Annotated in this window: 4 protein-coding genes; all 4 read left to right on the forward strand. The window is 42.8% G+C overall.

The window, feature by feature from the left end:
* The first annotated feature begins 16 nt into the window (after positions 1-16).
* Positions 17-5,047: a non-ribosomal peptide synthetase gene (locus tag QMA12_RS12090; RefSeq protein ID WP_290210247.1), complete on the forward strand. Its 5,031-nt coding sequence runs from the start codon at positions 17-19 to the stop codon at positions 5,045-5,047.
* Positions 5,048-5,119: 72 nt separating this feature from the next.
* A complete protein-coding gene (locus QMA12_RS12095; RefSeq protein WP_290210248.1) occupies positions 5,120-11,104 on the forward strand; it encodes a MupA/Atu3671 family FMN-dependent luciferase-like monooxygenase in 5,985 nt (1,994 codons plus the stop codon).
* A gap of 48 nt (positions 11,105-11,152) precedes the next feature.
* Positions 11,153-12,484, forward strand: a complete 1,332-nt coding sequence (locus QMA12_RS12100) for a hypothetical protein (RefSeq protein WP_290210249.1) — start codon at positions 11,153-11,155, stop codon at positions 12,482-12,484.
* A gap of 450 nt (positions 12,485-12,934) precedes the next feature.
* Complete coding sequence (locus QMA12_RS12105; RefSeq protein WP_290210250.1) at positions 12,935-14,035, forward strand: efflux RND transporter periplasmic adaptor subunit; 1,101 nt, start codon at positions 12,935-12,937, stop codon at positions 14,033-14,035.
* Positions 14,036-14,054: the final 19 nt, after the last annotated feature.

Raw genomic sequence — 14,054 nt, forward strand, 5'->3', positions numbered from 1 at the left:
ATGGATGTTTGTCATTATGATAAAAACAATAACTGTAATTGATAATTTACGCGATTTTTCTCAGCGACAGGGGAATACTCAAGCGTTAGTGGCGGGAACAGAGAGCGTTTCCTATCAGTCGCTTGACGAGTTAACAAACCAGTTGGCTCATTACCTGATTTCTCAGGGCATTGGCAAAGGTTCGGTGATCCCGATTGTGATGGAACGATCCGCGGAATATGTCATTAGCACGATTGCGGTCATGAAGACGGGCGCTGCTTATGTGCCCTTGGCCGTCGATCTTCCGATTAATCGGTATCGAACCGCATTTGCTATGGTGGGGGCAACTTTCTGTCTGTGTCATGCTGGTCACAGTGTCTTACTATCCGCGACAAACACAGACACTTCTCTAATAACCCTTGATTATGAACTGCTCACTAGTCGCGCTAGTCGCTACCCAGTATTTAAAACTTCGGTGAATTTCGCGCCAGACAATATCGCCTATATCATATTTACTTCAGGAACAACGGGTATTCCTAAAGCCGTTCAAGTTTCTCATGCAGCTTTGCTGGCGCGAACTCAAGATTTACAGGCTAGGTATCAAGTCACTTCCAATGACCGTACCACCTTTACTGCTGGTGTCGCTTTCGACGCTGCATTATTTGATATTTGGTTAGCGCTTGGCGGCGGTGCCACACTCTATATTCCTGACGAAGATACTAAGTTATCTGCACGACTGTATTTAAAGTGGTTAGCAGAAAATCAAATTTCTTTAAGTTGGTTACCTACAGGTTTGTTGGAAATCTTATTAATATCTTATAAAAATAATCCCCTAGAGTTACCACACCTTAGGTACATGATGACCGGTGGTGAGCGATTAAAAGTTAGACCGCCAAAAGATTTCCCTTGTCCAGTTGATAATGTTTATGGACCCTCTGAGACCACCATCATGGCAACGATAGGGTTAGTCGAAAATGAATCTGAAGCGAACGATATGCCACATATTGGCCAGGCGGTCGAAGGCGTGCAGTTATATATTGTCGATGAAAATCTAAATCCGGTAGTGGATGGTGAAATTGGTGAATTACTGATCGGTGGCATTGGCGTCAGTCTTGGCTATCTTGGACAAAGTGAGTTGAACCAAAAGCACTTTATTGACGATCCTTTTTCTAAGAAAGAAAGAAGCAAATTGTATGTCACAGGTGATCGATGCCGTATGCGCAGCGATGGCAATATTGAGTATGTCGGCCGCAGTGACGACCAGATCAAAGTACAAGGTAATCGTGTTGAACTTGGCGAAATTGAACGTTGCCTGATTAATATGCCGATGGTGGATCGGGCTTACGTATGCACTCATGCTTTTTCTGAAACAGGTAATTTGCAGGTTGTTAGTTATGTTGTGGCTGCGCCAGGTTATCAATTAAATGAGTCAGATTTAAAGCAGCAATTAGAGCAGCAATTGGCTGGCTACTTAGTACCGAATCATCTTTATCTTCTTCCTGAGTTTCCCGTGACCAGTAATGGTAAAGTGGATAAATCTAAGCTCCCTAAACCCGATGGACGAGGCAATCAAATGAACGCAAGTATCGATAATAGTAATAAACTGTCTACCATAATGGAATGTTTTCGTTCTGTACTGAGGGTTGAGATTGATGAAGATAGTCACTTCTTCGCTAAAGGGGGCAATTCTATTGGCATGTTGCTGTTGCTAGAAAAAATTCAAGCTGAGTTGGGAATTATGATACCCAAATCCAGTTTTTCTGAAATCGCCACACCTAAAAAGTTATTGGCTTATCTAGAAAGTCAGCAAGATAGTACACAAAAAGACTGGGTTTCTATTGAAGTCGATCCTGAGTTAACGACTGCCGCTAGCTTACCCTTTTCAAATAACCAGCGGGCGATTTGGTTTGAAGCGCAGCGAATAAGCATGGATAAAGCCTACAACTTTGCCGCTAAATTATCGTTTAAAGGCGATTTAGATGTGGCGGCACTACGTAACAGTTTATCTTGGGTACAGTCACGCAACCGGTTAGCCAATTGTATTGTTAAAGAAATCAATGACGAGCCTGTCATGCTCTATCGTCCTAATCAACCCTTGGTTTTTGAATTCTTGGATTTATCCTCCGACGAAAGTCAGCACGAGAGTTTAAGCGTCGATGATTTAGTGAATGAACAGATCAATTATCATTTCGATATTTATAACGAATTACTCTATCGATTTGTCTTATATAAAGTGTCTGCCGATGAATACGTGCTCTTGATATTGGAGCACCATTTCATTCACGACGGCTGGTCATTTAATTTATTTCTCGAACGTATTTTCGATAAATATAAATTGTTTTCAGAAAATGCCGTGCTGGATGAAGCGCAAGAACCCAATGCGCCGATAGATTATTTTGATTTTGTTCAAACACAGCAGAGCTGGGTGAGCAGCGAGCAAGCTGATCAACAAAGGCGGTATTGGAAGAAGCAGCTGCAAGGTGTGCGCGGTGACCTTAACTTGCCCAAGATTAACATCAATAATCAGGCGGAACCAGAGGGGGCGTTCAAGCGGGTCATGCTCGATCGAGAAACCTGGGAAGCTTGTGAAAATTATTGTCGAACCAATCATCTGACAACTTACTCTTATTTTATCGCTGCATTCAAACTCACGTTAGCAAAATATTCCAATCAAAAAGAAATTTCTCTTGGTTCGCCAATGGCGAATAGAAGTTGGAAGAATGCTGCCGATATTCTTGGGATGTTTGTGAATACGGTGGTACTGGTTAATCAGGTGGATCAAAACCTGCAATGGTTAGAGTTTGTGGAACAAGTAAAGAGCACGATTTTGCAAGCCCAAGATAACCAAGAGCTGCCATTTGATGAAGTTGTGAAAACGGTTAGCCCAGAAAGGCACAGTGGTAGTACGCCATTTTTCAGCATAATGGTTGGTTTCCATGACTCACCTTTAGGAGAACTGACGCTTCCAGGGGTAGACACCCGTCTGGTTGAGGGGTTAACGTCAGGAAATCCTAAATTTGAAATGACTTTGGCTGTCGTGCCGAGAAGAGGGAATGAGGGAGCTGGTGATCCGGTGCATATCGTATGGGAGTATCGAAAAGATTTATTCGCAGAGGCATTCATCGAGGAATTTATTAACAGCTTCAAAGCTATTTTCTCGCAAGGTTTGTCTGACACGCCGAGACCTTTAAAAGAGTTTAAACTATGCTCAGGCGCCGCCCCTATCTTAACAGAGGAACCATGTCTCCCGGCGGACTATCCTATGCTTCCCACCCTCGATGCCTTGGTTTCGAGTTGGGCAAAGTCGCCGCGAGATACTCACTGGGCTTACCAATCAGAAAGTAATAGCACGAACTATCAATCATTGCATGAACAGAGCGATTTGATGGCCAACGTCATTATGCAACACAAAAGTACCGGTTACATTGGTGTCGCTATGGGAGTCAGTGAACGAACCCTGATTGCCATGATGGCTATTTTAAAAGCTGGTTGTGTGATAGTTCCTATCGACCTGAAATTACCTGAACAGCGGATTGATTTTATCGCAGACGATTGCGGTCTCGACTTTATTCTTGTTGATGAAGCGCAGGGCGGGATAATATCCGGCGTGAAGACAAAACAACATGTGTTTAGTAAATTGACCCTCCAGCAGACCGTGCGTTTAACCACGCCGTTTTCGAGACCGAATAAAACCGCGTACGTAATATACACCTCTGGCTCAACGGGTCATCCGAAGGGAGCCGAGATCACCCATCAAGCGGTGGTTAACTTATTGCAGGATATTGACAGTATCAAGCCGTTAGAGTCATCCACCAACGGCATGTTATGGACCAGTTTGTCTTTTGACATTTCTATGTATGAGATCTTTTCGGTACTCTGTTTTGGTGGGTGCATTAAAGTTTTACCAGAATCCTACAAAACCGATGCCCATCTGCTGTTTGATTGGCTCTGTGACCAGCAAATCGCCTCTGCGTGGATTCCACCATTTTTCTTAAAATACTTTGATCAATGGTTGACCTCGGATAAGGCTAATCGATTGTCTTTGCAGCGGTTGTTGGTAGGAATTGAACCGGTTTCTGAAAATTTACTGCGCAGTATTCAAGCGAGAATTCCAAACTTACAAATTATTAATAGTTATGGGCCCACAGAAACGACGATTTGCAGTACTTTATATCCTGTTCCACAGGCGGAAGTTGATGCGATCGATAGAATTACCCCGATAGGAAAGGCCCTTTCTAATAGCCACTTATTGGTACTTGATGACTACGGCAACCTTTGTCCTGACAATGTTGTTGGTGAACTTTATATTGGCGGGATCGGGGTTGGTAATCGCTATGTTAATAATCCTACTTTAACTCAGCAACAGTTTGTTATTAACCCGCTCAGTCAAGACCCGAGAGATATTGTGTATCGAACGGGAGATATGGTGCGGCGAGCAGAAGACGGCAACCTGTTTTTTGTTGGAAGAAATGACAACCAAGTTAAGATACGGGGTTTTAGAATTGAATTAGCCGAAGTAGAAATAGCGCTTCAACAATATCCAGAGATGTCGCAAGTTGCTGTGTTTGCTCAGACCACCGAATCTGGAGGACGCTTGGTTGCCTGTTATGTAGCCGACCAAGAATTCGAGTACTCAGAGTTGAGTCGCTTTTTAAGTGAGAGATTGCCAAGTTATATGGTGCCTGAACAGTATCAAAGACTCGCTGAAATCCCCACAACACTGAGCGGCAAATTTGATCGAAAAAAATTGCCAGAGTTGATTGCTGCGACAAAACAATTGCAACGTCCCGATGTTGCACCTGAGAATGAGATGGAAGAATCTATGGTGAAGTTGTTTTGCCAGGTATTAGAGATTCTGTCAATGTCGGTCGATGAGCAATTTTTTAGTAAAGGCGGGCATTCACTGATGGCACTGAAGTTAAAAGCTCTTATTTTCAAAGATATAGGTGCTTACGTCGATGTCAGAGACATTATGAACAACCAAACGCCTAGGGCTCTGGCTAATTTGCTTATCGAGAGAAATAAACAAATTCCGGAAGACGAAGAAGAGGAAGTTTTTACTTTTTAATTGAGTGATGGCTGATTGGTTCGATAGATCCTTTTCAAGAATGGATAATATAAATACACAGTAGGATTCCAAATGAAAATTTCTCAATTTGTTGAAAGACTCACGAGTAAATATATCGCTTTATCAGAAAATGCGGGTAAGTTAGAAGTCCGAACAAAGTCTTCGGGTCTTAAACCTAATGAAGCCGCATTTATTCGTGATCATAAGCATGAAATCCTCCAGTATTTGCGGCAAGGAACTGAGCCGGAATCGATAACCGATAATAGAGCCGACTCTTCGTCTTCGACGACTTCGCATAGTTACCCATTGGCAACGCAGCAGTTGCCAATTTGGTTGGCTGCTCAACACCAAACCAATGCTTACAATGTGCCCATCGCCTATCGACTTAAAGGCCATTTAAATCAGGAACATTTAATTGCGTCTTTTCAGGGACTTTATCGACGCCACGGCGTGTTGCGCACGCGCTTTGCTCTGGAGCAGGGTGAGCCGGTGCAGTTTGAAAGACCAGTCGAGGATAGCTTGGAGATCAGAGTAGAAACAGGCGTTAATATTGCTGACGTTCTTGCTTATGAGAGAGATTATATTTTTGATCTCGAAAATGAACCTCTGTTTCGTGTTCGAGTTTTGTTTGAGTCAGACGCTTCCCATGTCTTAATCATTAACACCCATCATATTCTTTCCGATGGTATCACAACCCAAATCCTATTTTCTGAATTGAGCACTCTCTATCGACATGATGGCAAGCTATCGGCATTGCAGCCGATAGATTATCACTACCGCGATTATTGTATTTGGCAGCAACAGGTGCTAAGGAAAAGTAAAGCTTTCTCCAACAGCTTAGATTTTTGGTACCACCGACTGCAAGACTTTCCACCATGTATTAACTTAGAAACCGATTTTGAGCGCAGTGGTCAGCGTACTTTTAGCGGCAAGAATGTGCGCTTCAATCTTCCTGCTAACCTAGCTCAACAAAGTCGCCAATTTGCCGAGCAGCAACAAGTGACTCTCTATATGGTATTTTTGAGTGTCTACTACTTAGTACTCTGGCGTTATTCAAGTCAAGAAAAAATAGTGGTCGGTACACCTCAAGCAAACCGAATGGAAGAGGCGTTTGAGAACATTCCAGGTTTGTTTATCAATGTGCTACCAATGGCTTGTGGGTTAGAACCAGAAGAATCATTTATTGATTTGGTTGCAAAAGTTAAGAATATCGTTTTGGATACTTTTGACAATCAGCATGTCTCGTTACTGGATATTATCGAGCGCATCAAACCGGATCGTGATGTTCATTATGATCCGATTTTCCAGGTCTTTTTCTCTTTCCAAGAAGACACATCGAAACGCATGTCATTAGGTGAACTTCAAATTGAACCCGCTGCTACGCCAGTCAATTTTTCAAAGCTCGATATGTCACTGTATATGTCACAGACTGACAATGGCGACATTTTAGGAGTCATAGAGTACAGCACGGATTTATTTTTAGACAGTTCCATTCAAAGAGTTGTCGAAAGTTACTTAGCAACACTGACTCTGGTGCTTGAGCGAGCGAGAGCTCCGTTGAAAAGAATTCATTCGGTGGGGCGAGATGAAGTCAATAGATTAGCCTATGGTCCACAAGTTCCGTTTGAACGCAATCAATCCTTAGTTGCTTTGATTGAAGAGCAAGCGCAAGCTCATCCAGACCAAATCGCACTGGTCGACTGTGTTAGGGAAGTCAGTTACGCAGAACTGATAAAAATGGTTGATTATTATTGCCGTGCTTTTGAAAATTTGGGGATGGAATCTGGTAGCCCAGTGGGTGTTCTTCTTGATCGGACCATTGAAATGCCGGTTGTTATGCTGGCAATTATCAAGTTAAAGGCCCATTATATCCCTCTTGACCCCTCGTACCCTTTAGCTCGAATCAATGACATTATTGACAGTGCCAAGCTTGAGCGTATCGTTACCAAGTCAGCAATTGTCGGCATTTTACCGCAACCTTCTGGCTTAGATTGTTTTGTGCTTGATGCGCCAGAGAATCTACTATCGGCCACCAAAGACTTTGATAGCTCTCCGCTGGTCACTAGCCTTGTGGATGAGGGCAGTCTGGCTTACGTTATGTTTACTTCTGGCTCAACCGGAAAACCCAAGGGCGTCAAAGTTACCCACCAAAACCTGAATAATTTTTTCGCCGCCATGACGCAACAGTTTCCCGACGTGAATTCAGATTCAGTCTGGTTAGCTGTGACGAGTATGGGATTTGATATTTCGGTTCTCGAATTGTTGTGGACGCTAACCCGCGGGTGTCAGGTGGTTCTACAACCGGATTTACCGGTACCCACGGTGCAAAGCAAACCATTAGACTTTAGCTTGTTTTATTTTGCCGCTTATGATGCGAGTGACAGTCAGAATGGCTATAACTTATTACTTAAAGGTGCGGAGTACGCGGACCAACATGGGTTGCGAGCCGTTTGGATTCCAGAACGGCATTTCCATTCATTTGGTGCACTCTATCCGAATCCTTCAGTCGCAGCCGCAGCGGTGGCCGCGCAAACCAGCCGTATCAAAATTCGCTCTGGAAGTGTTGCCTCGCCATTACACGACAGTATTCGTATTGCTGAAGAGTGGTCTATGGTTGATAACCTTTCCAATGGGCGAGTTGAGCTTTCATTCGCCTCGGGGTGGCACCCCAATGACTTTGTGTTCCGGCCGGGTTCCCACCAAAATCGACATCAAATTATGCGCGAACAAATCAGCGAAGTGCAATCCCTTTGGCAAGGGCAATCGGTTACGCGTATCAATGGTGTTGATCAAGAGATTCAGGTAGAGGTGTACCCACGGGCGGTGCAACAAGAACTGACAGTTTGGTTAACCGCTGCGGGAAGTTCAGAAACTTTTCGCTACGCCGGAAGTATTGGCGCCAGCCTTCTGACGCATGTGTTGGGTCAGGAATTAGAAGTGTTAAGCAAGAATATTGATATTTATCGCCAAGCGTTAACCGATCATGGGTTTGCTGAGAGCTGTGCTAAAGTGGCGGTGATGTTACACACTTATTTAACGGATGACGCAGAGACACTAGAGGAAGATGTTAAAGAGCCCTTTAAAAACTATTTACGCTCATCGCTAAACTTACTTAAACCACTGGCTGAGCAAACTAATTTAGACATTGAAACTCACCAGGAAGATTTGATCGAACTGGCATATCGTAAGTATTCTCAAACGGCTGGCTTGATTGGTAGTGTTGAGGTTAACTTGGCGATGACGGATCAACTTGCTGCAATGGGCGTGACAGAAGTTGCCTGCCTAATTGATTTTGGTGTTGAAGAAAGCAAAGTTCTCGAAGGATTAAAGTCGCTGACGCGGCTGAAGCAGTTAAGAGAAAGCTTTCGGGTGCAGCAGCAGTTCTTGTCCTCAATGAGTGACCGATATCAATCACCTGAGTCAATGATCCTTGCCCATGACGTTACGCATATGCAATGTACGCCATCGTTTGCCCACCAGTTGCTGGCGAGTGAGACGGGTAAAATTGCCTTAGATAAGTTAGACACCATCTTAGTCGGAGGTGAAGCGCTTCCTGAACATGTGGCAACAGAACTGAATGAAACAGTGGGTACTCGGGTATTTAATATGTATGGCCCAACCGAAACCACCATTTGGTCCACTGCTAAACAAATCAGTTCTTCGGCGATCTCATTAGGTAAACCGATTGCCAATACCTCTGTGTTTGTGATGAATCAACAAGCGGAAATACTTCCCCGTGGAGCTTCTGGTGAGTTGTACATTGGTGGAGAAGGGGTAACCGCTGGCTATTTGGGTAAGCCAGAGTTGACTGCGGAACGCTTTGTTGACTATCAACTGGTCAATGGTGAAGTGGTTAAACTTTACCGTACAGGTGATTTAGTCAAATGGTTAGCGAACGGTGAATTACAATTTCTTGGCCGGATGGATCATCAAATTAAAAAAGGCGGTTATCGTATTGAGTTAGGTGACATAGAAACCCATCTGATCAATTTGGATGATGTAGACAATGCAGCGGTCGTTGCTTGTGCAAAAGAATTGCCCGGTGACAGTGAATTGGTCGCATTTGTGGTCATCGATCAACAACGCAGCGACCGACGTACTGAGCCCCAACAAAAATGGTCACAGTATCTACGGGCTAAGTTACCTCATTACATGTTACCCGACGATTATGTCGTGGTCACAGAAATGCCGCTGACGCCGAATAAAAAGTTAGACCGCAACGCACTTCTCAAAAGCTATCAAGAAAGAGAAGAAAAAACATCTGAGCCAACCCGGCCGCTGAGAGAGTTTGAAAAGCAAATAGCATCACTTTGGAGTAGTGTATTAAATATCTCTGCTGACACAATAAGTGATCCCTCGACCACCTTCTTTAAAGCCGGAGGAAATTCACTGTCTGCCATCCGATTAATTGCAAAAATCAGTGAAGAGTTTTCAATTAAACTGTTACTGGCTGATTTTTGGGAAAACGCGTCGTTGCAGTCTCAGGCGGATCTGATTGAAGCAAAATTTGGCCCCGGCATGTTGCTAAAACAATTACATGCGTTAGATATCAAATTATCCACATCCGATCAGGGGGGACTTATCGTTGACGCGCCGGGAAGTTCATTAACGGAAGCCATCAAAGACGAAATTAAGCGCAATAAAGCCGCGTTATTGACTTATATTCGAGACAATAAAAATGACGCCAACGAGCATACTTTACCATTAAAAAGAATGGCATTGAATCGAGTTCAAGCGACCTTTACCCAGCAAACTCTCTGGTTTATCGCAAAGCTAAACAAGCAGCTCGCGGCGAGTGGTAATGCCATAATGGTAAAAAGATTGACCGGTCACTTGAATAGCGAGGCTTTTGAGCAGAGTGTCGATCAGCTAGTAGCCAATCATGAATCGTTACGCGCTCGATTAGAAATAAGTCAAAATCAACTTTATCTTGTGATTGATGATGCCCAGTCAATGGTACTAGAAACTCAAGATTTTAGCCATTTAAATTACAATCACGCCTTGCAACAAGTCGATAACTATATCAAACGTGAATCTGAAACGCCGTTTGACTTTGTTAAAGAGTTTGGTTTTAAAGTTGTGCTATGTAAGTTTCGGGCAGATGAGCAACTGTTAGTGATCAAAACTCATCACTTATCGGTCGATGGCAATTCAAGACAGCTAATATTGTCCGAGCTGTTCGACCGTTATCAAACAATGTGTCAAGCTGGAGCCCCAGTTTCGAGCCAAACACAAACATTGCATTTTTCAGATTTTGCACACTGGTATCGGAAATGGCACGAAGATAATAAGTTGCAGCAACAACTTGATTTTTGGCGCGATAAAATTGATTTGTTAAATAGCCAATCGAGCTACTGGGTGCCAGAGACATCAATGGCATTGATGGACTATTTGCCGATTAATATCGAAACCATCGATAATCGAAGTATTTCTGAATGGAGCCAGTTAAAAAACACCACGCCATACAATTTATTAATGACTGCCTACCAGTTGGCTTTGTTGCAATTCTCCAAGCAAAATATTCAGGCGGTGTGTATTGACCTAGAGGGACGAAACTATCCTGAGCTATTTAACTCAATAGGAAATTACGCCTGTAGTTATTATCTAGTGACCGACATTGATGAAGGATTATCCTTAGCTGACTTTTTGATGTACATCCAAAAGTCACTCGCGGAAATGTATGACAATACCCATATTGATGCAAACTATGTGAAAGGCCAATGCCCGTTGCAGCAAGAGTTTAATTTGCTAGTTCATTTTCATTACATTGAAGATGATAACCATTTTGCAACACAAAACGTGGCCGGATTAACTCTGGAAAATTATGAGGTAGAACTGGAGCCCGCTCCCTCACTCAGCGCTCTGGATATTAACATTACTCGCTTAGACGGCGAGTTTCTCGGACGACTAGGTTACCACGGCAGTGCATTTTCAAAAAATGACATGATCAATTTTGTGGAGCTGTTTAAGAGCGCTCTGGCATTAATTGTGACAGAGCCTGAGCTGAATGTTTCTGATGTGTTGCGGATGACCACAAAGTTAACAAATTTAGATTAACTGACCCAATAGTTGAAGGGATGAGTTTTAATAAAAAAGAGGTTGAGCATGACAATTGCAGATTTTAACAAGGATTGGGTTGAGTACTTGGTTAAAAATATCAAGAGCATTAAACTTAATGGTATTTTATCTAGAATGATCAAATACATGCGAGATGAAGCGACACACATCGTGCAGATGGCACCGATTCCGTTATTGATAGACGAACGGGAGTTTTTCGATTTACAGAAAAAAGGCAACTTATTAAAAAGTGCCGTCATGAAGATGTATTGCAAGGAGCGATCTGAACTCGATCATGAAACCTTTCTTAAAGAGTATGCGGTGCCTGCTGAGTTAGAATTTTTAGTCGATTGGGAAAGTCTTTCTCGTGGATTTGAGGATGCGAGCCGGTTTGATATCATTCAAGACACAAACGGTCAGTTTTTCTTTATTGAGTTTAATGTCGGCTCCACCGTTGGGGGCTATCAAAGTTATCCGCCGCTAAAATCCTTTATGGATGAGTTTGATTTTCCGTATCGCCCGGCTCACTCTCCAGCATGGATGTTAATGCAACGGTTGGCCAACGTATGTCGAACACAGGGAATTAATAAAGTTGTATTTTTTGGCGATAGTCTCTTTGAAAGCGCCGGATATTTAAGCAAAGGGGTCTATCGAGAGGTTCTTGAAAGTGTACTGCCGGGTATCGAGATTGTTTTTGTGACCGAAACTAACATACGAGAACATTTTTCAAAGGGGCAACCTATTGCGATGTTTAATTGGATGCCATTGGAGTATATGGATAAGCACATTGACATTTTTAAGGAAGCTAAGCGATGTAGTGTCCAAATTGTATCGGGTATAGAGGCAAATGTTCTGTCCAATAAAAAATGGGTTGCCAAACTTCATGATGAACAAAACTTTCCCTTTTTAACAGCCCAGGAGATCGAAGCGGTTCAAGTGAGTATTCCTTACTCTTTCATATTGACCCAAGATAACAAGTCGCAAGTCATCGCTCAAAAAGACAAATATATTTTTAAAGTCACCAATTCAATGGGAGGAGACCAAATTTATGTTGGTAAGGACAAATCCGTTGCTTTCCTCGATGAATGTCTCGATCTAACCAGTGAATGGATAGTTCAAGAATTAAAAGAGACCGTTGAAATAGAAATTCCTGTGGTTGGGGTTCGTGGACTGCATAAACATAAATTTGTTTTAGGATTATTCAATCATGGCGAGATCAGTTGTGGGCTTGATATACGTTTGAGTCAGAGTAGCAGTATCGTGAATGTGACGACGGGAGCAATTTCTTCGGTAGCCTTCCCAACGTCAGAACAAGACAAGCTAGTCTACATTGAGCAAGATAAATTACAAAGCCTGTCAATGGAAGCGGTTGCTGATTGATTTTTGCTAAAAGAGTTTAAAGAGAGTTCAACGGGAGCCCAAAAAAGAGTTTAATGAGAGTTGGTTGTTGTGTGAGCGGATGAGTTTGTTAATTGAACAGTGCGTGTTTATTCGGTCATTTAGGTAGTTAACCATCAGGTTCGCGACGAATTCTTAGAGAAGCGGTAAGTGACTATCCATGGGTTACATTATCTATAGGTTACATTTTTATCTCTGATTGTTTAGGGTATTGTTGTAAATGATTCATTTTAGACAATTTATTTAGGTAATTAGTTGACTACTAAGTTGTCGATTTGAGGTTGAATAATTTAGTGGGATGTTCTAATCTGACACTCAAAATAGAACAAATATTATCTAATAAGTTAAGAGATCGAAAAATTAAGAGATCGAAAAATTAAGAGTTAGAAAAGCTCCAAGTCACTGCATGACAGTATGTAAACTGTACAAATTATGGAAAAAGGTGCGTTAACAGCGATGAGTTTAGATAATAAAAAATTAATTAGTGAGTTGATGAGCAAAGACACGGAAGTAAACGAGTCTAATGGCGGTAAAGTTACAGTCCTCGTTGTAATATCTCTAGTATCACTCTTTGCTATTGCCGGTTATGCCTTGTTTGGTTCTGCTGAGCCGGTTGTCGAAAAAGCGGGAGTCGCTGTGACGGAGAAGCTTACTTCTCCCATGCCCATAGACCCGCCAGTCAGGGATGAGTCGAAATATCTGACTGAGTCTGCTTCGGAGTTGAGCGCCTCAGGGTATGTTGTGGCACGAAAAATTGCGACGGTTTCTTCAAAAGTTATGGGGTTAATTCAGGATGTTAAATTTGAGGAGGGCATGCGGGTCACTCAGGGAGAGATACTGGCTCAACTAGACAGCACAAATATCAAAAAGAAAATTGAAATTGCCAATAAAAAAATCGACATCATTGCTGCACAAAAAAAGTACGCAGAAATTGAATTGAAGTTAGCAGATATTGAATTACAGAAGTTAAAAAAGAATCAATTTACGGTGGAGCTTGAATTAATCCAAGCAGAATTCAGTCGGCAACTTCGTGTGGCCCGATTAAAAGAAAATGAAGCGAACCTAGCTCATGCGAAGGCAGAGCTGGCCTCATTGCAAAGTTTGGAGGCGGATTATTCGATACGCGCACCTTTTACCGGAGTCGTGATAGAAAAAAATGCCCAGGCAGGAGAAATTGTTGCGCCATCATCCGCGGGTGGTGGATTCACCAGAACAGGGATCTGCACCATTGTTGATATGAGTTCTTTAGAAGTGGAAGTCGATATTAGTGAGGCAGTGATCGGACGGGTTCGACACGGTCAGCAGGTATCGGTGGTTTTGGATGCCTATCCGGATCAGTCTCATCAGGGTTCAGTGATAGCTATTATACCCGCTGTTAATCGAGCCAGGGCGAGCATAAAGGTTAGGATTGAACTAGACCAATTGTCCCCCAATATTTTGCCCGAGATGGGCGTCAAGGTTTCTTTTATGAAAACAAATTTATCCGAGGTGGAAGCATCCGGGTTGCAAATCTCATCGTTACCCGTTCGATAGCTCGGGCGACTCAATAGTT

This window comes from Pseudoalteromonas sp. APC 3893 (assembly GCF_030408095.1).
Classification (GTDB): domain Bacteria; phylum Pseudomonadota; class Gammaproteobacteria; order Enterobacterales; family Alteromonadaceae; genus Pseudoalteromonas.

Excerpts from the sequence above, each read along its gene's own strand:
- QMA12_RS12090 (WP_290210247.1), top strand. The coding sequence starts at position 17 with ATGATAAAAACAATAACTGTAATTGATAATTTACGCGATTTTTCTCAG.
- QMA12_RS12095 (WP_290210248.1), top strand. The coding sequence starts at position 5,120 with ATGAAAATTTCTCAATTTGTTGAAAGACTCACGAGTAAATATATCGCT.
- QMA12_RS12100 (WP_290210249.1), top strand. The coding sequence starts at position 11,153 with ATGACAATTGCAGATTTTAACAAGGATTGGGTTGAGTACTTGGTTAAA.
- QMA12_RS12105 (WP_290210250.1), top strand. The coding sequence starts at position 12,935 with ATGGAAAAAGGTGCGTTAACAGCGATGAGTTTAGATAATAAAAAATTA.